Source organism: Halorubrum coriense DSM 10284, assembly GCF_000337035.1.
In the GTDB taxonomy this organism is placed as follows: Archaea; Halobacteriota; Halobacteria; order Halobacteriales; family Haloferacaceae; genus Halorubrum; species Halorubrum coriense.
In genome coordinates this window covers 45,300-68,746 of sequence record NZ_AOJL01000017.1, presented here as the reverse complement: position 1 = coordinate 68,746, position 23,447 = coordinate 45,300, and the positions used below count along the sequence as shown (strand labels likewise).

At 71.4% G+C, this 23,447-nt stretch carries 24 protein-coding genes; 10 read left to right on the top strand and 14 right to left on the bottom strand.

Annotated features, from left to right (window positions below; all coding sequences use genetic code 11):
* Together C464_RS03510 and C464_RS03505 are read right to left on the bottom strand one after the other, a co-directional pair.
* Nucleotides 1-542: DMT family transporter (locus C464_RS03510; RefSeq protein ID WP_152420872.1), on the bottom strand; the 542-nt coding region annotated here is incomplete at its 3' end.
* Nucleotides 543-672: 130 nt separating this feature from the next.
* The gene (locus C464_RS03505) at nt 673-1,332 is read right to left on the bottom strand and encodes an ArsR/SmtB family transcription factor (protein ID WP_006112162.1); all 660 of its coding nucleotides are present in this window, start codon (nt 1,330-1,332) and stop codon (nt 673-675) included.
* A gap of 147 nt (nt 1,333-1,479) precedes the next feature.
* On the opposite strand from C464_RS03505, the gene gpmI reads away from it, so the two are divergent.
* Complete coding sequence (gene gpmI / locus C464_RS03500) at nt 1,480-2,997, top strand: 2,3-bisphosphoglycerate-independent phosphoglycerate mutase (RefSeq protein ID WP_006112161.1); 1,518 nt, start codon at nt 1,480-1,482, stop codon at nt 2,995-2,997.
* Between the two features lie 105 nt (nt 2,998-3,102).
* The gene (locus C464_RS03495; protein ID WP_006112160.1) at nt 3,103-4,245 is read left to right on the top strand and encodes a thiolase family protein; all 1,143 of its coding nucleotides are present in this window, start codon (nt 3,103-3,105) and stop codon (nt 4,243-4,245) included.
* Between the two features lie 42 nt (nt 4,246-4,287).
* Here C464_RS03495 and thiL read toward each other — a convergent pair whose 3' ends face one another.
* A complete protein-coding gene (gene thiL, locus C464_RS03490; RefSeq protein WP_006112159.1) occupies nt 4,288-5,202 on the bottom strand; it encodes a thiamine-phosphate kinase in 915 nt (304 codons plus the stop codon).
* A 319-nt stretch (nt 5,203-5,521) separates the two neighbouring features.
* On the opposite strand from thiL, the gene C464_RS03485 reads away from it, so the two are divergent.
* The 3 genes from C464_RS03485 (at nt 5,522) to C464_RS03475 (ending at nt 8,030) form a co-directional block, all read left to right on the top strand.
* Complete coding sequence (locus C464_RS03485) at nt 5,522-5,866, top strand: hypothetical protein (protein ID WP_006112158.1); 345 nt, start codon at nt 5,522-5,524, stop codon at nt 5,864-5,866.
* Between the two features lie 200 nt (nt 5,867-6,066).
* Nucleotides 6,067-7,110 (top strand): isocitrate lyase, encoded by a 1,044-nt coding sequence (gene aceA, locus C464_RS03480; protein WP_006112157.1) that lies wholly within the window; start codon nt 6,067-6,069, stop codon nt 7,108-7,110.
* Nucleotides 7,110-8,030, top strand: a complete 921-nt coding sequence (locus tag C464_RS03475; RefSeq protein ID WP_006112155.1) for an HpcH/HpaI aldolase/citrate lyase family protein — start codon at nt 7,110-7,112, stop codon at nt 8,028-8,030. The genes aceA and C464_RS03475 overlap by 1 nt, the downstream gene beginning before the upstream one ends.
* Before the next feature lie 29 nt (nt 8,031-8,059).
* Here C464_RS03475 and C464_RS03470 read toward each other — a convergent pair whose 3' ends face one another.
* The 3 genes from C464_RS03470 to C464_RS03465 all read right to left on the bottom strand — a co-directional run bounded on the left by C464_RS03470 (nt 8,060) and on the right by C464_RS03465 (nt 10,645).
* A complete protein-coding gene (locus C464_RS03470) occupies nt 8,060-9,328 on the bottom strand; it encodes a CaiB/BaiF CoA transferase family protein (RefSeq protein WP_006112154.1) in 1,269 nt (422 codons plus the stop codon).
* 114 nt (nt 9,329-9,442) lie between these two features.
* A complete protein-coding gene (locus C464_RS19140) occupies nt 9,443-9,607 on the bottom strand; it encodes a DUF7838 family putative zinc beta-ribbon protein (protein WP_006112153.1) in 165 nt (54 codons plus the stop codon).
* Between the two features lie 54 nt (nt 9,608-9,661).
* Entirely contained in the window at nt 9,662-10,645 is a 984-nt protein-coding gene (locus tag C464_RS03465; protein WP_006112152.1) for a hypothetical protein, read from the bottom strand.
* A gap of 119 nt (nt 10,646-10,764) precedes the next feature.
* Between C464_RS03465 and C464_RS03460 the strand changes: the two genes are divergently transcribed.
* Entirely contained in the window at nt 10,765-11,652 is an 888-nt protein-coding gene (locus tag C464_RS03460) for an HVO_0234 family beta-propeller protein (protein ID WP_006112151.1), read from the top strand.
* 423 nt (nt 11,653-12,075) lie between these two features.
* On the opposite strand, the gene C464_RS03455 is transcribed toward C464_RS03460, so the two are convergent.
* Together C464_RS03455 and C464_RS03450 are read right to left on the bottom strand one after the other, a co-directional pair.
* Nucleotides 12,076-12,681: a methyltransferase family protein gene (locus C464_RS03455; protein WP_006112150.1), complete on the bottom strand. Its 606-nt coding sequence runs from the start codon at nt 12,679-12,681 to the stop codon at nt 12,076-12,078.
* Between the two features lie 184 nt (nt 12,682-12,865).
* Nucleotides 12,866-13,816, bottom strand: coding sequence for an aminopeptidase (locus tag C464_RS03450; protein ID WP_006112149.1), 951 nt, complete (start codon nt 13,814-13,816; stop codon nt 12,866-12,868).
* Nucleotides 13,817-14,000: 184 nt separating this feature from the next.
* Between C464_RS03450 and C464_RS03445 the strand changes: the two genes are divergently transcribed.
* Entirely contained in the window at nt 14,001-15,068 is a 1,068-nt protein-coding gene (locus C464_RS03445) for a type II glyceraldehyde-3-phosphate dehydrogenase (protein WP_049910811.1), read from the top strand.
* 47 nt (nt 15,069-15,115) lie between these two features.
* Here the strand turns inward: C464_RS03445 and C464_RS19135 are convergent, their stop codons facing one another.
* The 4 genes from C464_RS19135 to C464_RS03430 form a co-directional block, all read right to left on the bottom strand.
* Nucleotides 15,116-15,292 (bottom strand): hypothetical protein, encoded by a 177-nt coding sequence (locus C464_RS19135; protein WP_006112147.1) that lies wholly within the window; start codon nt 15,290-15,292, stop codon nt 15,116-15,118.
* Nucleotides 15,293-15,444: 152 nt separating this feature from the next.
* Nucleotides 15,445-15,744, bottom strand: coding sequence for a hypothetical protein (locus tag C464_RS03440; RefSeq protein WP_006112146.1), 300 nt, complete (start codon nt 15,742-15,744; stop codon nt 15,445-15,447).
* Between the two features lie 69 nt (nt 15,745-15,813).
* The gene (locus C464_RS03435) at nt 15,814-16,791 is read right to left on the bottom strand and encodes a hypothetical protein (protein ID WP_006112145.1); all 978 of its coding nucleotides are present in this window, start codon (nt 16,789-16,791) and stop codon (nt 15,814-15,816) included.
* Between the two features lie 68 nt (nt 16,792-16,859).
* Nucleotides 16,860-19,277, bottom strand: coding sequence for a heavy metal translocating P-type ATPase (locus tag C464_RS03430; RefSeq protein ID WP_006112144.1), 2,418 nt, complete (start codon nt 19,275-19,277; stop codon nt 16,860-16,862).
* Between the two features lie 139 nt (nt 19,278-19,416).
* On the opposite strand from C464_RS03430, the gene C464_RS03425 reads away from it, so the two are divergent.
* Nucleotides 19,417-19,779, top strand: a complete 363-nt coding sequence (locus tag C464_RS03425; protein ID WP_049910810.1) for a DUF5518 domain-containing protein — start codon at nt 19,417-19,419, stop codon at nt 19,777-19,779.
* 316 nt (nt 19,780-20,095) lie between these two features.
* Here C464_RS03425 and C464_RS03420 read toward each other — a convergent pair whose 3' ends face one another.
* Nucleotides 20,096-20,569 carry a redoxin domain-containing protein gene (locus tag C464_RS03420; RefSeq protein ID WP_006112142.1) on the bottom strand — a complete coding sequence of 158 codons (474 nt, stop codon included), beginning with the start codon at nt 20,567-20,569 and terminating at the stop codon, nt 20,096-20,098.
* Nucleotides 20,570-20,666: 97 nt separating this feature from the next.
* Nucleotides 20,667-21,170, bottom strand: coding sequence for a DUF367 family protein (locus C464_RS03415; RefSeq protein ID WP_006112141.1), 504 nt, complete (start codon nt 21,168-21,170; stop codon nt 20,667-20,669).
* 443 nt (nt 21,171-21,613) lie between these two features.
* Between C464_RS03415 and C464_RS03410 the strand changes: the two genes are divergently transcribed.
* A complete protein-coding gene (locus tag C464_RS03410) occupies nt 21,614-22,369 on the top strand; it encodes a coenzyme F420-0:L-glutamate ligase (RefSeq protein ID WP_006112139.1) in 756 nt (251 codons plus the stop codon).
* A gap of 2 nt (nt 22,370-22,371) precedes the next feature.
* Nucleotides 22,372-23,355: a 5,10-methylenetetrahydromethanopterin reductase gene (locus tag C464_RS03405; RefSeq protein WP_006112138.1), complete on the top strand. Its 984-nt coding sequence runs from the start codon at nt 22,372-22,374 to the stop codon at nt 23,353-23,355.
* The last annotated feature ends 92 nt before the right edge of the window (nt 23,356-23,447 follow it).

Here is a 23,447-nt window from a genome sequence, read left to right as displayed (position 1 = left end):
ATGTCGGTCTCGGCGGCCCGCGAGAGGACGGACCCGAGCGCGAACGAGGCCGCCGCGAGCAGCACGAGCAGCTTCGCGACCGTGCCGCCGCCGGTCAGGTTCGCCGGGTCCGGGTTCGCGAGGACGACCGCGCCGACGAGGCCGATCCCGAGCCCGAGCGCGCCGACGGCGGTCAGCCGCTCGGCGGGGAGGAACGCCCGCGCGAACACCGTGGTCAACAGCGGCGAGAGGCTGACGATGACGGCGGCGACTCCGCTCGTCACCGCCGGATCGGTCTCGCCGACGAAGAGGAACGCGTGGTAGGCGGCGATGATGAAGACGGCCCCGGAGACGACTTCCAGCCACTGGTCGCGACCGCGGGGAATCGGGTCGTCGACCGCGTAGGCCGCGTACGAGAGCATCACCACGCCGGCCACGTCGAACCGGAACGCCGCGAACAGCACCGGCGGGAAGTACGCCAGCCCCGCCTTGATCGCGACGAACGCGGACCCCCAGACGGCGGCGAGGACGAGGAACAGCGAGAGGTTTCTGAGACGACTCACGTCCGCCCTCTCCCCGCGGTGCGTCAAAAGGTTCCGGAAACGGCCGCGTTCGCTGGGTCACCACGGGACGGCGAGCGCCGATCGGAGCGTCGTCCGCGGCGACGGCTCCCGCCAGCGGGGCCGAGCCCCGTCAGCGAACCCGATACCCGTCGGCGTCGCGGGCGACGACGCCGACGTCGGAGAGCCGGCGGAGGGCTCCCTCGACCGTCGACGTCCGCGCGCCGACCTCGTCGGCGACCGCCGCGGGCGTGCCGTCGGTCTCGATCACCGCGGCGAGGACGGCCGCGAAGAAGCGGCTGTCGGCCTGTCCGCCGAGGCGCTCGTCTATCTCTGCCAGCGTGTCCTCGACGCGGCCCTGGACCCAGCGCTGGGCGAGCGAGAGCTCGCGGTCGAGGTCTTGGAGGCGCGTGTACTCCTCGGCGAGGTCCGCGAGGTCGCCGGTCTCCCCCGACCCGTCGGGGGCCTCGATCGAGAGGTGCGGGCAGCGCCCGGACATGTCGAGGCTGTTCTTCGCCGGGTACGCGCTCTTCGCGCCGAAGCCGTACGGCGAGACGCTCACCTCCAGCCGGAGGCTGCGCGCGATCCGGAAGTACTTCCGCCGCTGGTCGTCCGTCGTCGACTCGACGAGACCGGCCTCCTCCAGCTTCCGCAGGTGGTCGATCACCGCCTTCGGGCTCACGTCGAGGTACTCCGAGATCTCCGTGACGTAACACGGCTTGGTGGCGAGAAGCCGGAGGATCCGCCGCCGGTTCTCGTTCCCGAGGAGATCGAGCAGTACCGCGGAGTCCATTAACGTGTGGTTAGCGTTGGTGATATAAAAGGTTGGCTTCCGGCGACCGGTCGACATCGCCGCCGATCGACAGAGGGAACGGCCGTGCCGGAAGCGGGAGAGTGCGCTCATCGAAGAGTAGTTAGCCCCCGGGCGGCACGCTGGGGTATGGAGACGGCACTCGTCATCCTCGACGGCTGGGGGCTCGGCGACCACGACCGCCGCGACGCGGTGAAGGCGGCCGAGACGCCGACGTTCGACGCGGCGACGGAGCGCGGGGCGGACGGCCGCCTCGTCGTTCACGGCCGCCGCGTCGGGCTCCCGGAGGGACAGATGGGGAACTCCGAGGTCGGCCACCTCAACATCGGCGCCGGCCGCGTGGTCAAGCAGGCGTACACCCGGATCACGGACGCGCTCGCGGAGGGGTCGCTCTCCGACAACGACGCGGTCGCGGACGCGCTCGACCACGCGAAGTCGACCGGCGGCCGCGTCCACTTCATGGGGCTCGTCTCGGACGGCGGCGTCCACTCGGACGTGGAACACCTGCTCGCGCTGATCGACGCCGCGGCCGACGCGGGCGTCCCGGCGACGAGCCACGCGTTCACCGACGGGCGCGACACCGCCCCGGAGATCGCCGACGGGTTCCTCGCCGACGTGACCGCGAAGGCGGACGAGCGCGGGACCGGCCACGTCGCGACGGTGACCGGGCGGTACCACGCGATGGACCGCGACGAGAACTGGGAGCGCACGAAGAAGGCGTACGACGCCATCGTCTCCCGCGAGGCCTCGCACGAGGCCGAGAGCGCGGTCGCCGCCGCCCGCGAGGCGCACGCCCGCGGCGAGACCGACGAGTTCGTCGAGCCGACGCTCGTCGACGACGAGCCCGCACTCGCCGACGGCGACGCGGTGATCTTCTTCAACTTCCGCGCGGACCGCGCCCGCCAGCTGGTCCGGCTGCTCACCGACACCCGGCCCGACTGGGCGTTCGACCTCGATCAGCCCGAGATCCGGCTGACGACGATGACGGAGTACGACGAGACGTTCGACTTCCCGGTCGCGTTCCCCCCGGAGATCCCGGCGAACACGATCGGCGAGGTCGTCGCGGACGCCGACGGTACGCAGCTCCGGATCGCGGAGTCGGAGAAGTACCCCCACGTCACCTACTTCCTCAACGGCGGCCGCGAGGTGAAGTTCCCCGGCGAGGTCCGGACGATCGTCGAGAGCCCGGACGTCCCGACGTACGACCTCCGGCCGGCGATGTCCGCGCCCGAGGTGACCGACGAGGCCGTCGAGACGATCGCGTCGGACGACCCCGACCTGCTGGTGTTGAACTACGCGAACCCGGACATGGTCGGCCACACGGGCGACTTCGACGCCGCCGTCGAGGCGGTCGAGGCCGTCGACGCCCAGCTGGATCGCCTGCTCTCGGCGGTCGCCGACGCCGGCGCGCACGCGGTCGTCACCGCCGACCACGGCAACGCCGACGACATGGGCACCGCGGACGACCCCCACACCGCCCACACGTACAACCCGGTCCCGTTCGTCTACCTGACGCCCGACGGCGACGACGGCGGGAAGCGGGTCCGCGAGGGCGGCTCGCTCTGCGACATCGCGCCCACGCTGCTCGACCTGATGGACCGCGACCGGCCCGCCGAGATGACCGGCGAGAGCCTGCTGACCGAGTGACCCGCCCGGCCGCGGCGTCGCGGTCGCCCCGATAAACGATAAACTCCGGATCGATTCTCGCTCGTTCCACGGCGTTTTAATACGGCGTCGGGCTTGTGATCGTTCATGACAGACGAGACCACGCCCGTGATCGCGGCCGCTTACCGAACCCCGCAGGGGAGAGACGGCGGCGTCTACGAGGACGTCCGCAGCGAGGACCTCTCGACGACGCTCATCGACCACGCGCTCGACGAGACGGGGCTGACGAGCGACCACGTCGACGACCTGATGTGGGGGGTCGCACAGCAGCGCGCCGAGCAGGACAACAACGTCGCGCGCGTCATCGCGCTCCTCTCGGAGCTGGGCGAGTCGGTGCCCGCCACCTCGATCAACCGCTGGTGCGCCTCCTCGATGCAGGCGGTCATCTCGGCGTCCGACGCGATTGCCGCCGGCAACCGCGAGTGTATCATCGCCGGCGGCGTCGAGAACATGAGCCGCGTCCCGATGGACGGCGACTCCTACCAGCACCTCCACCCGGAGCTGTCGGAGGCGTACAACGTCTTCCAGCTCCAGATGGGGATGACCGCGGAGAAGGTCGCCGAGGAGTACGACGTGAGCCGCGAGGCGCAAGACGAGTACGCCGCCCGCAGCCATCAGCGCGCCGCCGAGGCGACCGGCTCCGGGCGGTTCGACGACGAGATCGTCCCCGTCGAGACCGAGGACGGCCTCGTGGAGGAAGACGAGGGGATCCGCCCGGACACGACCGCCGAGAAGCTTGCCGGCCTCTCGCCCGCCTTCACCGGCGACGGCAGCGTCACCGCGGGGAACTCCTCGCAGATCTCCGACGGCGCGTCCCTGACCGTGGTCACGAGTAAGGCGTTCGCGGAGGACCACGGCCTCGACGTCCTCGCCGAGGTCGGCACGAACTCCGTCGCCGGCGTCGACCCCACCGTCATGGGGATCGGCCCGGTGCCCGCCACCCGCGGTCTGCTGGAGCGCGCCGGCACGGACATCGACGACTACGACCTCGTCGAACTGAACGAGGCGTTCGCCTCCCAGTGCGAGTACTCGCGGCGCGAGCTCGGCATCGACGAGGACAAGTACAACGTCAACGGCGGAGCCATCGCGCTCGGTCACCCGCTCGGCGCGTCCGGCGCGCGGCTCCCCGTCACGCTGCTCCACGAGATGGAGAAGCGCGACGCCGACCGCGGGCTCGCGACGCTGTGCGTCGGCTTCGGGCAGGGCGCGGCGATCGAGTTCCTGCGGTAACCCGGCAACAACAGTTGACCTCGCGACCGAGGCTTCGGTCGCCTACTCGCCGCCGTGCGTGAACCCGCGGTCGGGGAGGGAGTCGCCGTCGGCGACGACGCGCGGGCTCTCTTCGTCGTCCGATTCTTCGACGACCGTCCCGATCCGCGTGAGTCCGGCCGGACACTCCTCGCTGACGGTCGGTAGCGCCGTCTCCGGCACCGCACAGAGCAGTTCGAAGTCCTCGCCGAAGTGGGCCGCGAGCTCGAACCGCTCGCCGTCCCCGTCGGCGACCTCGTCGACCGCGGGATGGACCGGGAGCGCGTCGCGGTTGAGTTCGATCCCCGCGCCGCTCGCCTCGGCGAGCTGGTGGCACGACCGCGCCAGCCCGTCCGAGGAGTCCATCATCGCGGTCGCCGTCCCCGCTAGCGCCAGCCCGTCGGCGACCCGCGGCGTGAACCGGAACAGCTCGTTGGCGCGCTCGACCGACGCCTCGTCGCCGCGCTCGAACAGCCGCAGCGCCGCCGCGGACCGGCCCCACTCGCCGGTGACGCAGAGGGCGTCGCCCGGCCGCGCCCCGCCGCGGGTCACCGGGCCGGCGTCGGTCACGCGCCCGATAGCGGTGGTCGCGGTCGTGAACTCGACGTGCTCGTCGAGGTCGCCGCCGACGTACTCGGCGTCGACCGCCTCGCAGACGTCGACCGCGCCGGCGACGAACCGGTCCAGCGCCTCGCGGTCGAACGCCGCGTCGGCGTAGACGGCCACCGCCGCGCTCGCCGCCGCGCCGGTCGCGGCCACGTCCGAGAGCGACGCGCCGACCGCGCGCCACCCGGCCGTGTACCGCGTCGTCCCGGGCGGGAAGTCGGTCCGCTCGTGGAGCATGTCCGTCGTGATGACCGTCCCGTCGACGACGGCGGCGTCGTCGCCCGCGTGCGGGAGGTCGGCCGCGAGGGCCCGGAGGGCGTCGCGCTCGTTCACTACCTACGCTCCGCGCGGCGAGGCCAATAAGCGATCGGTCCCGGCGGCCGCCGCCGTCGATTCCGCCGGCGGCTCCGACGCGCTCGCGGGACTCGGTCTCGGCGTGTCGGACATCGTTCCCTCCGGTCGTGGTTATTGTTGTCATGGAACATTTAATCGAGTAAAACAACATAACGAATATTATCATTATCAATCATTACGTTTATTACCCTTCTCCGATTTGTTTCGGTCGCAATGGCAGTATCCGTACGCGGACACGCAGCCGCCCGACGCACAGACGCGATCACCAGACGACCGCCGCAGCCGCCCACGCGACCCGATGACGACACCTAACGACACGCCCGACGACACGACCCGACGCACCGACACCACGACCGACCGACCGACCGATTCGGACGCGACCGACCGGTCAGACGCGACCGACGACACGACCACTTCTCCGCGGACGATCCCCGGTCGCACCCCGTTGACCGAGGAGGCCGGCGCGCCGCTGGTCCCGACGATCACCACCCGGCGAGCGACGCAGACGCGGTCGCCAGGCTCGCCGCAGCCGACCGAGGCCCGCCCGGCCGCCCGGCCGCCGACCGACGACGAGCGCGACGCGCCGCTGGTCCCCGACCTCCGCCCCGCTTCGCGGACGCGGACCGACGGGGGGTCGCGATGACGGCGAACGCGACGCGCCGTTCCCGCACCGTCTCACCGACGCGAACTCCGGGGAGTCGCTCCGACGCGCCGTCCCGATGACCGGGACCGGCGGCGGTCCGCGCCCGGACGCCACGGCGTTCGCCCCCACCGCTCGCCGAGCCGGCGGGCGCTCCGCCGCGTCGAACCGCACCGCAGACGACGCCACCACGCAGTAACCCGATGAACCCCAACGAACTCGACGACGACGTCTTCACCAGAGATATCGACAACCCGGCCGGCCGCCGACTCCGCGAGCTGTTCGACGAGCAGGAGTACACGTTCGCGCCCGGGATCTACCACGCGCTCGACGCCCGCCTCGCCGAGATGGCCGGGCTCGACGCGGCCTACATGAGCGGCTACTCGACCGTCCTCGGCCAGTTCGGCTTCCCCGACCTGGAGATGGTCACGATGTCCGAGATGGTCGAGAACGCGAAGCGCATGGTCGAGGCGACGAACCTCCCCGTCATCGCCGACTGCGACACCGGCTACGGCGGCGTCCACAACGTCCGGCGCGCGGTCCGCGAGTACGAGAAGGCCGGCGTCGCCGCCGTCCACATCGAGGACCAGACCTCGCCGAAGCGCTGCGGGCACATCGCCGGCAAGCAGATCGTCTCCCGCGAGCAGGCGCGCTCGCGGTTCGAGGCCGCCGTCGACGCCAAGCAGAGCGAGGACACGGTGATCATCGCCCGTACCGACGCGTACGGCTCCGCCAACGGCGACTGGGAGGAGCACCTCGAACGCGGGCGGATCTACGCCGACGCCGGCGTCGACCTCGTCTGGCCGGAGATGCCCGACCCGTCCCGCGAGGACGCGGTCGAGTACGCCGAGACGATCCACGAGACCCACCCGGACCTCGACTTAGCCTTCAACTACTCCTCGTCGTTCGAGTGGGGCGCCGAGGAGGACCCGCTCACCTTCGAGGAGCTCGGCGACCTCGGCTACCAGTACATCTTCATCACGCTGTACGGGCTCCACTCGGGCGCGCACGCCGCCTACGAGGACTTCGCGAACATCGCCGAGAACGACGAGGCGGCGCAGTTCGACCTCGAAGAGCGCTACATCGGCCACGAGACCGAGAGCCACCACGAGCTCTCCTTCGTCCCGCGGTATCAGGACATCGAGGCCGAGTTCGACCCCAAGGCCCGGAAGCGCCAGGAGGAGTCGGCCGGCTTCACCGAGGACGAGAACGACCCGATCACCGCCTCCGAGGGGGGTGACGACTGATGGGCGGGCCGGACGACGTCACCCTCCGGCGGAGCCAGCTGGCGACGCCGGGCTCCGACCCGAAGATGATCGAGCGGGCGCCCGACTCCGGGGCCGACGAGGCGTTCATCGACCTGGAGGACTCGGTGGCACCGTCCGAGAAGATCGAGGCCCGCGAGAACGCCATCGAGGGGCTGATCGAGTACGACTGGTCGGACACCCGGCCCTGTTACCGGATGAACGGCGTCGACACCCGGTGGTTCTACGACGACGTGATCGAGGTCGTCGGGCGGGCCGGCGAGTACCTCGACACGATCATGGTGCCGATGGCGAACAACCCGGAGACGGTCGCCACCGTCGACAACCTGCTGACGCAGGTCGAGGCGAACAACGACCTGCCGGTCGGCGAGATCGGCCTCCAGGCGCAGATCGAGTCGCCGGAGGCGATGACGAAGGTCGCCGACATCGCCCGCGCGAGCGACCGCTTGGAGTCGCTCGTCTTCGGCCCCGGCGACTACACCGCGAACGTCGGCGCCGCCGGTCTCACCATCGGCTCCGGCGGCGGCTACCCCGGCCACTACTGGCACTACCAGCTCGCGCGCATCGCCCACGCGGCGAAGGCGCAGGGTTTACAGGTGATAGACGGCCCCTACGCCGAGATCGAGGACGCGGAGGGGTTCCGCGACTCCTGTCGGTGGGCGAGCCAGCTGGGCTGTGACGGCAAGTGGGCGATCCACCCGAGCCAGATCGAGCCCGCGAACGAGACGTTCGCGCCCTCTCCCGAGGAGGCCGAGAAGGCCCGCCGGATCGTCGACGCCTACGCGGAGGCGAAAGAACAGGGCAGGGGCGCCGTCTCGGTCGACGGCGAGATGGTCGACGAGGCGACGGACAAGATGGCCCGCGGCATCGTCGCGCGCGCCGAACGGGCCGGCATCCTGTAGGGCCGCGTCGAGCGGTCCGTCGTCTGTTATCACTCCGGCTCCGGAATCGCGCCGATCTTTCGCAACTCGTCGACGTCGCCCGCGCCGTAGCCGTACTCCCGCAGCACCGACTCCGTGTGCTCGCCGAGCGCCGGCGGGTGGCGGCGGACGGTCGTCGGCGTCCGCGAGAAGTGCATCGGCGAGCCGGGGAACCGGACCGTGCCCGCGGTGGGGTGGTCCGCCTCGGCGAGCATGCCGCGCGCCTCGATCTGCGGGTCCGCGAACACCTCGCTCACGTCGCGGACGCGGCTCGCGGGCACGTCGTGCGCTTCGAGCCGCTCGACCGCCTCTTCCGTCGACATCGCCGCGAACGTCTCGCCCAGTTCGCGGTCGAGGAACTCGCGGTTCCGGACGCGGCCCTCGTTCGTCTCCAGCCGCTCGTCGGCGAGCAGGTCCGGGCGATCGACCGCCTCGCACAGCGGCGGCCAGAACCGGTCCGACGAGCAGGCGACGACGACGTACCCGTCGCTGGTCTCGAACGCCTGATAGGGGACGATGTTCGGGTGTTTGCTCCCCATCCGCCCCGGCGGGTCGCCGCTGGCGAAGTAGTTCGTCGCCATGTAGCTGGTCCAGGCGGCCTGCCCGTCCAACAGGCTCACGTCGATCTTCTGCCCGCGACCGTCGCCGAGCTCGCGTTCGAGGAGCGCCGCGAGGATCGCCTGCGTCGCGTACATCCCCGCTCCGACGTCGGCGAGCGCGACGCCGATCCGCACCGGCGGTCCGCCCTCGACGCCGGTGAACGACATGAAGCCGCCGCGGGCCTGCATCATGATGTCGTAGGCGGGTTTGTCGCGGTCGGGACCCCATTCCCCGTAGCCGGAGATGGCACAGTAGACGAGCCCGGGGTTCGCCTCGACGAGGTCGCCGTAGCCGAGCCCCCACTCCTCGGTCTTGCCGACACGGAAGTTCTCGACGAGCACGTCGGCCTCGCGGGCGAGGTCGCGGACGACCGCGCGCCCCGCCTCGGTCGTCAGGTCCAGCTGGATCGACCGCTTGTTGCGATTGACGCTGACGTAGTAGGCGCTCGCGTCGCCCTCGCCGTCAGTTCCGTCTTCTTCGTCGTCCGCGCTGAACGCCGGCGGGACCCAGGTACGGGTCTGGTCGCCCCGACCGGGGCGCTCGACTTTGATCACCTCCGCGCCGAGGTCGCCGAGCTGCATGGTACAGAATGGTCCCACGAGGACGCGGGAGAGGTCCAACACGGTGAGCCCGTCCAGCGGTCCGACGTCGCTCTCGGGGTCGCGCGCCTCACCGACCACGCGGTCTCGCCTCCGCGGACCGCCGCCGTATCCGGTTCATGCGATCCGGCTCAGCCGCCGGGCTACTGAGTGTTGGGGTGCGCCGCGCGCGGGGAAAACGGAGGGGCGGCCGTCTCAGGCCGGGAGCGTGTCGATGCCGTCGATCTCGACGAAGCCGTAGCCGCAGTCTGGACAGCGCCACTTCGTCTTCTCGCCGAGGTGGAGCGTCATCGCCGCGGTCCGGTAGAACGAACGGGTCTCGCCGCACGCGGGACAGTCCACGTCCTTTTCGAGCGCCATGTACGCCGATCGATCCGGGCCGGTGTTGAACCTACTGATTCGGTTTCCGACCGCTCACCACACCGGCGCGAGCAGCAACGCGACCGTCGCCGAGATGAAGACGAGTTTGAGCGCGGTGTTGACGACGATCACCTTCGTCCCGAACGACGCGCCCCAGATCCCGTACTGGAACGGGATCGAGCGCCGGAACGTGGAGACGGCGAACGAGAGGATGCTCCCGATGAGCAGCGACGCGACCGCGGTCCGCGTCGTGAAGATCCCGGCCTCCGTCCCGGCGAGCGTCGCCGCGCCCGCGGTCGTGTCGAGCGTGAACACCGCGACGACGGGCACCGCGGCACCCGGCAATCCCAGCACGCCCGTGATCGGCTCCGCCACGCTCGTCACCGCCGCCACGTCGTAGGTCGTGACGAGCCAGATGACCAGCGTGTACACGACCGCGAGCCGCGGGACGATCCGCCGGAGGGTCCGCCACGACTTCCCGGCCGCCTCGCCGACGCGCTCCCGGTCGGTGCGGTCGTCGTCCTCGGGCCCGGTCGCGTCGACGTCGGCGAGCGCGGCGCGGTCGACGTTCGACTCGGAGAGGAGGAGTCCGCCCGCGACGACGCCGGTGACGGTGATCAGCAGCGCGATGCCGGCGCGCGCGCCGACGTAAACGGCCCCGGTGGTGACGCCGAGGATCGGGATCAACACCGGGACGTAGTAGGTGAACACGTGCTGGACAAAGCCGAAGAACGTGTTCATCGTCACGGCGACGAGCGTCGCCCGGTCGTCGAGCAGTCCGGACTCGCGGTACTCCGCGAGCGTCGCGTAGCCCGCGGTCGTCGACGCCGCGGTCGTGAGGATCGCCGTGCCCACCTCGTCCGGGAGGTTCGCCGGCCGCGTGAGCCACCCCGCGATCCCGGCGACGTACCGGACCAAGCCGAACGCGACGGCGACGTTGGCGGCGAAGACGCCGCCCGCGATGAACGCCGTGATGCGGGCCAGCCGGGGGACCACGTCCGCGAGCAGCGTCGAGAGGTCGGCGGCGACCGATTGCACGCCCGCGGCTAGGCCGGGGCCGACCAAATGACCGTCGGAACGCGCGGGCGTTCCCGGAACGTCGGAACGCGCGCCGCCCCGCGCGGGGCTTATACTCCCCGCCGGTGAAGCCACGGGCGATGGCTCCCGCCGAGGACGACATCTCGATCGACGAAAAGCGCGTGTACGCGGGCAGCGCCGGCCGCACCGACGCCTACGTCGCGACGGGGACCGGGATCGTCCGCGTCTCGCTGTCGGCCGACAAGGTCGGCGCGTTCGACATGGTCGCCCGCGATCCCGCCCGCGACGTCGCCGTCCTCGCGCGGGGAGACGGAAGGGATCTCGTCGCCGCGGCCACGCCGGGCGGGCTCTCGGTCGCCCCGGTCGGCGACGACCCCGCGTTCGAGGCAGTCGACGACGAGCCGGCGGTCGCGGTGAGCGCGACGGCGTCTCGCGACGGCGCGCTCCTCGTCGCCCGCGAGGACGGCGCGATCGAGCGCGTCGAACTCGAAGGCGACGAATCGATGCTCGGGCCGACGACGCGGCTCGGTTCCGTCGCGGACCCGCGGGCGGTCGACGGCGCGCTCGTCGCGGGCGCGGAGGGGGTGTTCCGGGTCGGCGAGGACGGGCTCACGGACGTCGGTCTCGACGACGCGCGCGACGTGGCCGGGTCGGGGATGCCCCTCGCGGCCACCGGCGCGGGGCTCTACTGGCTCGGCAACGGTTGGATGACGGTCCGCGAGGCGGCCGCGGACGCGGTCGCGGCCGACGGCGACGGGCACGCGATGGCGGTCGTCGACGGCGACCTGCTCGTTCACTCCGGCGGGGGCGGCGAGTGGGGCGACGAGACGTGGGAACCCGCGGACCTGCCCGTGGACGAGACGGCCGTCGCGCTCGGCTACGGGCCCGGCGTCTCGGTCGCGGTCACCGAGGCCGGGACGCTCTGCGTCGACGCCGGCGACGGCTGGCGACACCAGGTGGTCGGCGTTCGCGACGTGGCGGGCGTCGCGCTCGCGGTCGTGGAATAGGTCGTCGGGTGTGAGGCGGGTCCGGGACTTCCGTCTGAGGGTTATAATTGGATCCGAGCAGATCGACGGAAGCGCCACCGAAACGTCTCGCCTGTCAGTACGAACCGTTGATCGACACGAACACCGCCTCGCGCCCGCCCCCTCGAGTCCCACCCCGCACCGCACAGCGGCTCACACCTCCCCAGCCTCGTCGCGGCCATTTAAAACGGCCGCGACCCAAGCGAGGGACCGGAGGTCCCTCTGGCAGCCGGCGCTACGAGCCGGCGGCCTCTCCCGTGCTCCTCCCGGCCTGTCGGCCGCTCATCGGCACGCGCCACCGCATCGTTTATTTATAAACGTCAGGTCTGCTCAAACGCTCAGGACGTGCGATATTCCGCCCCGATGTGCCCAGTGTACCAGAGTGACGCGGTACAGTGGTTCTGCTCACGAGTCGGCGTCGGGCCGATCGGATCGAATCGTCTCCACGGCCCGACGCACTGACCGGATCCCGACGAAGCGCGGCACGCTTCCGGCGTATTCGGCGTATCCGTCGTATTGCTCTCGGAGCCACGGCTCCTCGATGAGCGACTGTACGACCATCCAGGTCGTGATGGCACCGGCGAGTACGCCGACGAGGAGTGACGCCGAAGCGACCGCCACGGCCCACCACAAGAAGATGGCCCCGAGGTTCTGCGGGTTTCGCGTGTATCGGTACAACCCGTCCGTCCGAAGTTCCCCGGCGCGTCCCGCTGACTCCGCTTCCCCGAGATCGGCCGCCGATCGCGTGAGCAGGCCGACTGCGGGGACGGCGACCACCCCGCCGACCGCCCGTGACCAGAGCGGAATCGTCACGCTCCCGGCATCGAGAACGACAGTCAGGAGCGTACACAGCAGAAACCCATTGGAGCAGAGGAGGTACACGCGCCGTTTCCGCTCGTCCGGGCCCGGCGGCCAGAACCGGTAGTCGTCTCCGAATGCGGTAGCGGCGAATCCGACGAGGAGGACCGTCGCACAGAGCAGTCCGGCAGCGAACGGGGCGTACGCCAGCATTACACGATCACGTATAACTGACACTTTGGAAATCATTTTCGTTTCAACTATCCGATCTGTTGGGCCTGCGGACCCGTCGCCCCGTTCGCACGACTCGCCGACCGACCGTTTCGAACGACGATACGGCTAAAAAAGAGGAATTCAACAGGGCCAACTGTCGGCCGTCGGTCCCGCCTCGGTCCCCCTACGCGCTCGGCAGGTCGATCTCGTCGCCGTCGGCGTAGACGGTCGGGTTCCGGACGATCCCGTCGAGGTGGAGCGGCGCGTCCGTCTCGCCGCCGATCCCGGCGTTGTCGCCGATCGCGATGTGGACCGTCCCGCCCGCCTTCTCGTCTAAGAGGACCGAGCCGACGAGCTCCTCGACGCCGCCGTTCGTCCCGATTCCCAGCTCCGCGAGGCTGTACGCCGCGTCGCCGACCTCGTCGGCCGCGGCCTCCACGTCGGCGCGGATCGCGTCGTCGCCGATCTCGGTCACGAACCCGTCCTCGACCTCGAACGCGAGCTCCTGTCCCTCGTCGAGCAGGCCGTGGGGCATCATCGTCCCGTCGACGACGAAGGTCCCGGTCGCGCTCGCGGGCGCGACGAACACCTCCCCGGCCGGGAGGTTCGAGAAGTCGCCCGGGTCGCGCACCATGCCGGTGTCGGCGAGCCACTCGCGGTCGCCGATCCGGAAACTGATGTCGGTGCCGGCAGGCGCGGTGACGCGGACCTCGTCGGCGTCGCCGATCTGCCCGAGCACGTCGTCGCAGGCGGCCTCGATGGCGGCGTAGTCGGCGTCGAGGCCGGTCGTGAACACGTCGGCGGTGATCCCGGGCAGCGTCGCCCCGCGCGCGCCGGCGTCGCAGGCCGCGCCCCGGGCGCGGGTGTGGCTCAGGCTCTTCGTCGTCGGCGCGAGGAAGACGTCCGCTTCCTTCATCGCGGCCGCGACCGGGGCCGGCGGCTCCGTCCCGTGCTGCTCGGCCGGCGGGTACCGCAGGATCGTCGCGTCGTCGGTGACGGCGCTCACGGCCGCGTAGAGCGCCTCGCCGATGGGCTCGCGCTCGTCGTCGGTGACGACCGCGACCGACTCGTCGGGAGCGACGTCCAGGCACTGTTCGACCGCGGTCGCCGCGGCGTCGGAGAGGTCGACTGGCATACCTCCGCCTCCGTCCGGCCGGGCGTTAGGCCTTGTCATCGGTCCGTTTACTCTATTCCGTAATTGAATTATTTACGTCCGGTGCCGATCGCCGTCGAATTAACCGACTGATTACTCGTGGGGTAGTTAATTTCAAATAGCGATCCTCGAAAAGATTATATCGGTCCCCGAGCGACAGGCGAACATGACACGCGTGGGCGTCAACGGCTACGGCACGATCGGGAAGCGGGTCGCGGACGCCGTCGCGGCCCAGTCGGACATGACACTCGTCGGCGTGACCAAGGCCTCGCCGGACTACGGCGTCGAGGCGGCGGCCCGCCGCGGCTACGACCTGTACGCGGCGGTCGAGGACCGGGCGGGGGAGTTCGCCGCCGCCGGCGTGGACCTGACCGGAACGCTCGGCGACCTGCTCGACGCCGTCGACGTCGTCGTCGACTGCGCGCCCTCCGGCGTCGGCGAGCGCAACGCGCCCGTCTACGAGGCGCACGACACGCCGGCGATCTTCCAGGGCGGCGAGGACGCCGCCGTCGCCGAGACCTCGTTCAACGCCCGCGGCCGGTTCGAGGCGGCCCGCGGCGCGGACGCGGTCCGCGTCGTCTCCTGTAACACGACCGCGCTCTCGCGGCTGCTCGCGCCGCTCGACGAGACCTACGGCGTCGAGAAGGCGCGCGTCACGCTCGTGCGCCGCGGCGGCGACCCGAGCGAGACGAACCGCGGGCCGATAAACGACATCGTCCCCGACCCCGCCACGGTCCCCTCCCACCACGGCCCGGACGTGAACGAGATCCTGCCCGACGTCGCGGTCGACACCGCGGCGCTGAAAGCGCCGGTCACGGGGATGCACACCCACAGCGTCAACGTCACGCTGGAGACCGACCCCGACCCGGCGGCCGTCCGCGACCTCCTCGCCGACGAGGACCGGATCTTCCTCGTCCCGGAGGCCGCGGGCATCGACGGTGCCGGGGCGCTGAAGGAGTACGCCGCCGACGCGGGGCGGCCCCGCGGCGACCTCTGGGAGAACTGCGTCTGGGAGGAGTCGATCAGCCTCACCGGCCGGGACCTGTACCTCTTCCAGAACGTCCATCAAGAGGCCGACGTCGTCCCGGAGAACGTCGACGCGATCCGCGCGATGACGACCGACGTCGACGCGGCCGAGTCGGCGGCGCGGACGAACGAGACGCTCGGGGTGGGCCTTGAGAGCCGACTCGGGGACGACGGACCGGCGCGCGCGGAGTTGACGGCCGACGACTGACGACCGCGGTCGCGCGATTCTCGGTCGCTACCGCCCGGAGGCGACGCTCACTCGGTCGGTCGCGTGACGAGGAACGTGCGCCCGCCCCGCCGTTCGAGGTGGACCTCGCTGCCGTCGACGCGGTTCGCGCGAACGCGGTCCGGGAGGCGGTCGGTTCGACAGTCGGTGACGTCCACGCGCGTCGGCGTCGCGTACCGGGGCCGGTCGGCGGTGACTGCGCTCATACACCGAATTCGGGCCGGAACGCCCCTATAACCGAGCCATCCGCGGAGTGAAAGTGAAAGTGAACGGTTCCGGGCCGTTCGCGGGGGATTCGGATCGCCGCGGGCGCATGGCAGCGGATCGTCCTGACCGCCCGGCGGCGGCCCCCGTCGCCCTACCGGCGGAGGCCGGTCGCCTCGTCGCCCTCGACGAACCGCACCCTGAAGTAGTCGTACCCGCCGTAGGCGGCGTCGAGCGCGCCCATCCACCAGTTCCACCGCTCGACGAGCGACGAGCCGTCCGGGGCGTCTCCCAGATGTCCTACCACCCCCGACACGGTCAGTCCGTGGCCGCGGTCCTCGGAGGGCCGCCCGGAGTCGACGAGGTCGCGGGCCGACCGCGAGACCGCCCGCCGCTCGGCCTCGGTCCCGCCGAACTCGTCCTCGAGTGCGCGTTCCAGACGCTTTCTGTCCATACTCGACGTTGGTTCCGCGGGTATATGAGTCGCGTGGTAGGGGGTGGCACGTCCGGTGACGAGACCCCTTCACAGCCGCGCGGCCAGCGCGAGGAACAGCAGCGAGAACGGCGCGGTCAGCAGCGCCAACGCGACCCCGCCAGCCCCCTCGCCCGCCGCGACGGCCATGAGGAGGCCGACGACGAGCGAGAACGACCCCAACACGGCGAGGGTGAGCCGCTCCGGGACGCTCGCTCGGTCCGGCCCGTCGCCCTCCGCGAGCGCGGCGTCGAGCGCGGACTCGACCTCGTCCGCCCGGTCGCGCGGGGCGAACAGCCACGGCGTCGACCGGAACCAGGCGTTCCCCCGATACGCGAGCAGGAACACCGTCGTCCACGGAGTGTCGATCCGGCGCGTCCTGACGACGGCCCCGAGGTCGTCGCTCCGAGTCCGGTCGTGCGACGGGTACGTCCGCGCGACCGTGCGCTCGGCCGGGTCGACGCAGACGACGACGCCCGACGACTCCGCGGCCGCCGGTACGAGCCAGGCGACCCAGAACAGCGGCCAGAGGGCCGGCAGGACGTCCGTCGGAAGCGCCACCGCGGCCGCGACGACCGCGCCCAGCCCGGCCAGCGTCCAGCCGGGCCGAAGCGCGCTCGCGGCCTCGCGCAGCCGGGCGACGGACGGCTCCCCGACCGAACTCTCGCGGTACACGGCGTACAGCACCGGCACGGTGCCGATCAGGAACGCGAGGAGGAGCGCGACCCCGACGGCGATCGCCTCGGCCCCGACGCTCGGGACCGCGACGTCGCCGGAGGCGACGCCCACGAGCAGTCCGGCGGCGGCACCGGTGACGAGGACAAGAATCGCGCCGAGGATCGCGACGGACGCCCCGGTCGCGAGCGAGCGCAGTCGCTCGTGGCGGACCGGGCCCCACTCGACCGGGTCGCGTTCCGCGGCGGTCTCGGGTGCGTCGCGGTCGCCGTGGGAATCGGCCGGTACCTCGCCGGAATCGACGAGTTCCACCGCCTCCTCGGGGGTGGAGGAGGTCCCGCTCTCGGAGGGCATGCTGGCCGTAGCTACCGGCGCTGCGGCAAAAAGGGTCGGGTCGCCGTCGGGGGCGGCCAGCCGATCGACTACGGACCAGACGCGGCGGCGTCCGCGTCCGAGTCGGCGACGTCTGTCGTCGATTCCGGGGGTTCCGTCGGTTCGACGTTGCCGAGCCGGAGCGCGTTTCCGGTGACGCCGAGGCTCATGCCCATGTCGCCGACGACGACGGCCATCGCGACGCTCACGTAGCCGAGCGGGGCCCCGGCGGCGAGCAGCGCCTTCACGGCGAGGGAGGCTCCGATGTTCGTGCGGATCGTCGAACTCGCGCGCGAGGCGAGGTCGACGACGTACGGGAGCCGCGTCAGGTCGTCGGCCATCAGCGTCACGTCCGCGGTCTCGATGGCGGTGTCGGTGCCGGCGGCCCCCATCGCGACCCCGACGTCCGCGGCCGCGAGCGCCGGCGCGTCGTTGATCCCGTCGCCGACCATCGCGACGCCGCCCTCGGTCTCGGCCGCGAGCTCGCGGACCGCCGCGACCTTCTCGTCGGGGAGCAGCTCGGCGCGGACCTCGTCGACGCCGACGCGCTCGCCGATCGCCCGCGCGGTCCGCTCGTTGTCCCCGGTGAGCATCGCGACGCGGTCGATCCCGAGCTCGTGGAGCCGGTCGACGACCCACGCCGCCTCCGGGCGGACCGTGTCCGCGACCGCGACGACGCCCTCCAGCTCCGTCTCGGTCCCCACGAGGACGACCGTCTTCCCCTCGGCCTGAAGCCGGGGGATCGTCTCGCTCGTCAGGTCGAGGTACCGCCCGTGGTCGCAGGACTCGGCCGCCGCGGCGATGTCGGCGTCCCCGGACCCCCTTTCTCGTCCCGCCTCGGCGTCTCGGACCACTCCCCCGTCCGGCCGGACGTGCGCGTGGCTCAGGTCGAAGCCGAGGTCCGCGAACAGCGACGGCTTGCCCGCGTAGTGCGTCTCGCCGTCGAGGTCGGCGCGGACGCCCTCGCCGGTCAGCGCCTCGAAGTCGGTGACCGTCGCTGGGGCGTCGTCGGGCCCGACGCCGCGCTCCGCCCCTCGGGCGACGATCGCCTCCGCGACGGGGTGTTCGCTGCGGCGCTCGATGGCGGCCGCGCACGCGAGCACGTCCGCCGGGTCGCGGTCGCCGAGGGGGACCACGTCGGTCACCGACAGCTCGCCGCGCGTGAGCGTCCCGGTCTTGTCGAGCGCGACGGCGTCGACGTCGCCGGCGGCCTCCAGGTGTTCGCCGCCCTTGATCAGGACGCCGTTCCGGGCGGCCGCAGTCACGCCGGAGACGACGCTGACGGGAGTCGAGATGACGAACGCGCACGGGCACGCGACGACGAGGAGCGTGAGCCCGCGGACGAACCACGTCTCCGCGCCGCCGCCGACGACGAGGGGGCCGAGCGCGGCGGTCGCGACCGCGCCGACCACGACGATCGGCGTGTAGACGCCCGCGAACCGGTCGACGAAGCGCTCGGCGCGCGTCTCCTCGCCGTTGGCCGCCTCGACGAGGTCGACGACCCGCGCGATGGTCGACTCGGAGGCGGGCGCGGTGGCCTCGACCTCGAGGTAGCCGGCCTCGTTGATCGAGCCGGCGTACACCTCGTCGCCGGGCTCCTTCTCCGCGGGGACGGACTCGCCGGTGATCGGGGACTCGTCGACCGCGCCGGAGCCCTCGCGGACGACCCCGTCGAGCGGGACGCGCTCGCCGGGTCGCACCGCGAGGCGCTCGCCGGTCGCGACGCGCTCCGCCGGGACGGTCTCCTCGCCGCCGTCGCGGATCACCACCGCCTCGTCGGGCGACAGCTCCATCAGCTCGCGCAGCGAGGTGCGCGCCCGGTCGATCGAGTAGCGTTCGAGCAGCTCCGCGACCGAGAACAGCACCGCGAGCGTCGCCGCCTCGAAGGGGAGGTCGACGAGCAGCGCGGCGACGACGCCGACGCTCATCAGCAGGTCGATGTCGAGGCTCAGTCCGCGCAGCGAGTAGACGCCGTTCCGGAGGATCGGCGGTCCGGCGACCGCGACCGCCAGCAGGTACGCGACGGACGCGCCCGTGACCGCCCACGGCCCGAGGAAGCCGACGCCGCCGACGGTCGCGAGCGTCGGGTCGAGACCGGGGAGCAGCCACTCCAAGGAGAGCCCGACCGCGAGGAAGACGCCGCCGACCGCGGTGGCGATCGCCCGGGGGCTCGTGAACAGGTCGTCGGCGACGCCGTCGGACTCCGCGTCCGCGACCGCGTACCCCGCGCCCTCGACGGCGGCCGTCAGCGCCGCCGCGTCCGTCGCGTCCGGGTCGTACGTGAGGACGACGACGCCCGTCGTGGGCCGAGTGTCGACCGAGCGGACGCCCTCCCGGTCGAGCGCCCCCTCGACCTTCCCCGCGCACGACGAGCAGTCCATGTCCGGCACGGCGAGCCGGAGCCGCGTCCCCGCCGATTCGGACCCCTCCGGCCCGTCGAGGTCGACCGCCGAGTTCGATTCGTCCATTACCCGATCGTCGCTCCCAGAGCGTTATTAATCTAGCTGCCATCAACTGAGTAACTTTTATAAGAGGTTAATAAATCGAGAGTGCTAGTAAATAATCACGACGGCGAAGTATTTACCCCCCGGTCGGCTACCCGCGGGTATGACAGATTGGCGCGCCGTCGGTTACGGCTTCGTAGTGATGCTGGTCGCCGGACTGCTGGCGACGTTCGTCCCCGTCGTGGGCCACGTCGGCGCGGGGCTCATCGGCGGGTTCGTCGCGGGCTACGTCGCCGGCGGCGGCCTGTTCTCCGGGTTCTGGCACGGCCTGCTGGCGGGCTCGATGAGCGGCGTGGTCGTCACGCTCCTGCTCGCGACGTTCGGGGGCCTCGTCGGACTGGCCGGCGGCCCGCTCGGGAGCCTGCTCGGCGGCGCGGGCGTGTTCGTCGTCGGCCTGTTCCTGACGCTGCTGTTCGCGGTCGACTCGGCGCTCGCGGGCGCTATCGGGGGCGTTCTGGGCGACTGATCGGCGTTCGCCCCGCGGTCGGCGCTTAAAAGCGCCGACCGACGAGGGTGGAGAAGCGTGCGGTGCGGTGCGTTCCCGCGAGCGAAGCGAGCGGGAGTACGAAAGTCGCAGCCCGCGCAGCGAAGCGGGCGGGAACAGGGCGATACCGGAGGTCTCGCTCGCTCACGCGGTGAAACCGCGTGACCGCCTTCCGGTGGGGCGGGACTCGAAGGGGCGGTCGCGAAGCGGTGTTCGCGTCGATCGGCGGCGTACTCGCGACGAGGAGAAAGCGCGGGCCGAACCGCGGCGACCCGTCCGCCTCTCGACTGACTCCCTTTTAAGCGCTCTCGACGGCGTCGAGGACCGCCTCGTAGTCGGGCTCGTTGGTCGGGTCGTCGGCGACCCAGTCGAAGACGACCTCGCCGTCGCCGTCGATCACGAACACGGCGCGGTTCGCGATGCCGTGGAGGCCGAGCTCGGCGATGTCGATCTCGAGGTCGTACGCCCGGATCGCGTCGCCCCCCATGTCGCTCACGAGGTCGAACTCGATCCCGTGCTCCTCGCGGAACGCGCCCTGCGAGAACGGGGAGTCGGCGCTGACCCCGAACAGCGTCGCGCCGGCCTCCGCGAAGGCGTCGGCGCGCTCCTGGAACGCGACCATCTCGTTCGTACACGGCGGCGTGAACGCGCCGGGGAAGAACGCGAGCACGACCGGTCCGTCCCCGATCTCCTCGTCGAGGTCGAACGGCTCGTGGTCGCTCGTGCCGACCGTCGCGGTGAACGCTGGTGCGGAGTCGCCTGTGGATACCATCACCTCTTGATACGGTCGATCCACGCAAAAGGCTTGTCGCGCCCCCGTTCGGTTCCGGTATCGGTCCGCCGCCGTCCCGGGCCGAGCGGGCGGCCGGCTACTCCCGGTCGAGGTACTCCTGCTGGATCGCGACGACCTCGGCGGAGTCCTCGCAGTCGGCGTACCGCCGGAGCGGCTCCGCGTTGAGTTCGAGGAACGTCTCGCCCCACGTGAACTTCGACAGCACGCGCTCGGCGCGGTCGCGCTCGCCGAGAACGATCAGCGCCGCGGCGAACGCCTCGACGGTGGTGAGCCGCATCGGCCGGCCGAAGTTCACGGGGTTGGCGGCGACGAGGTAGGGCAGCGCGCGGTGCTCGCCGGGGAGCGAGAACATCTTCTCGCCGGCCGACTCCCACGAGCAGTCGAGCGCGACGAGCGCGTTCTCGGCGGCCCGCTCGGCGTCGGCGGGCGAGAGCGCGCGCTCGGCGTGGGGATTGAGGACGACCCCGTACGGCGTGGCCCGGTCCGAGCGGTGGAGCGCCGCGAGGTCGAAGCGCGCGAGCTTCCGGGCCGTACACTTGTCGGGGTCGTCGTCGCCCTCGTACCGGACGTGGAGGTCCACGCTACGTGGTTGTCCGAGCCGGGTATAAGCGGTGCGGACGGAGCCGCGAAAAAATGGCGGGTTGTCGGCCGCGCTCGCTCACGGGGCGCGGGTCTGCGTCACCATCGGGTCGGGTTCGTCCTCCTCGGACGAAACACGCGTCTGCGTCTCGATCGGAGCGGATTCGCCTTCGGTTGTCGGTTCGTTCATCGCGTGTTATAGAATTTACTCGCTACGTAAAAAATTTTGGCTAAAATGCCTATTACTCGTCCTCTGACCTTATATTCACACGGATTTTGTCATTTGCACCAACGAATGTTTTATGAAATGTTCTTTTCGTGCCTGATTGAACGCACTGCGTATTCGGGAGTCCGCCGCGAACCCGACTCCGTCGCTCCGTCCCGATACCGTCAAACCGACCCGGTACCGGCGGGGTTTTTCCTCGTCGCCGCGCAGTGTGATCCATGGAGCTGTTCGCGGTTCCGGACCTCCCGGAGATCCGGGAGGGAGACGACCTCGCGGCCATGATCGGCGAGCGCGTCGACCTCCGCGAGGACGACGTGGTCGTCGTCGCCAGCACGGTCGTCTCGAAGGCCGAGGGGCGCGTCTTCGACCTCGACGACTTCCCGGCCGGCCCCCGGGCCCGCGAGGTCGCCGACCGGCTCGCCGAGATAGCGGGCGAGGAGAAGGACCCGCGCTTCGCGCAGGCGGTCATCGAGGAGTCGACGGAGCTCGTCATGGAGGCCCCGTTCCTCCTCACCGCGACGCGCTTCGGGCACGTCGGCGTCAACGCCGGCATCGACCGCTCGAACGTCCCGGACGGCGACCTGCTGCTGCTCCCGGAGCGCCCGTCCGAGAGCGCGGCGCGCATCCGCGACGGGCTCGCGGCCGACCGCGTCGTCGTCAGCGACACCTGCGGCCGCCCCTTCCGCCACGGGCAGCGCGGGGTCGCGATCGGCTGGGCCGGGATGCCCGCCAGCCGCGACTGGCGCGGCGAGCGCGACCGCGACGGCCGCGAGATGGGCGTCACCGTCCAGAACGTGATCGACGAACTCGCCGCGGCCGCCAACCTCGTCGCCGGCGAGGGCGCGGGCGGCACCCCGGTCGTCGTCGTCCGGGACTGGGCGTTCGGCGACCACGGCGGCTCGGACAACCACTTCCGCGAGGTCGAGGGCGACTTCGTCCGGCAGGCCCTGCGGGAGTGGAGCTTTCAGGAGTAACCATGCTCGGAATCGAACTCACCCCCGAACACGAGCTGTCCCGCCTCGTCGACCTCGGCGTCCGCGCCGAGGACGCCGGCTACGACGCCGTCTACTCGACGTGTCACTACAACAACCGCGACCCGTGGGCGTTCCTCTCGCGGCTCGCGGCCGCCACCGACTCGGTCCGGCTCGGCCCGGGCGTCGCCAACCCCTACGAGACACACCCCGTGACGCTCGCCTCGAAGGTCGCCACGGTCGACGAGGCCTCCGACGGCCGCGCCGTCTTCGGACTCGGCCCCGGCGACCCCTCGACGCTCGCGAACCTCGGGCTCGAAGACGAGCGCGGACTCCGCTCGGTCTTGGAGGCGTTCAAGACCGCGCAGAAGCTCTGGGCCGGCGAGCGCGTCGACCACGAGGGCACCTTCGACGCGTCGGACGCCGGCCTCAACTACGAGCCGCCGCAGGGCGCGGACATCCCGGTCCACGTCGGCGGCGAGGGGCCGCACATGTGCCGGATGGCCGCCAAGCACGCCGACGGCCTCCTGTACAACGGTTCGCATCCGAAGGACCTCGCGTGGGCCCGCGAGCAGGTCGACGACGGCCTCGACGACCGGCCCGACCGCCGGGGCGAGTTCGACCTGATCGCCTACGCCGCGGTGTCGGTCGCCGAGGACGAGGCCGCCGCCCGCGAGGCCGCCCGGCCGCCGGTCGCGTTCATCGCCGCCGGCGCGGCCCCGCCCGTCCTGAAGCGCCACGGGATCGACCCGGAGGCCGCGAGCGAGATCGGCGACCGGGTCTCCGCCGGCGAGTTCTCCGCCGCCTTCGAGCGCGTGACGCCCGAGATGGTCGACGCCTTCTGTATGGCGGGCACGCCCGAGACCGTCCGCGAGCGCGCCGCCGCCGTCGCCGAGCACGCCGACGGCCTCGTCGTGGGCTCGCCGCTCGGGCCGGACCTCGAGGCCGCCGTCGACCTCGCGGCAGAAGCCGTCGACGGGCTGTTCTGAGGCGCGCCGACGGACTCGCGGCGTCGACGTGCGCGCCGTCTGCGGATTCCCGCCCGGTGACAATCGAGAATCGGGCCTGATAACGCCGGCGG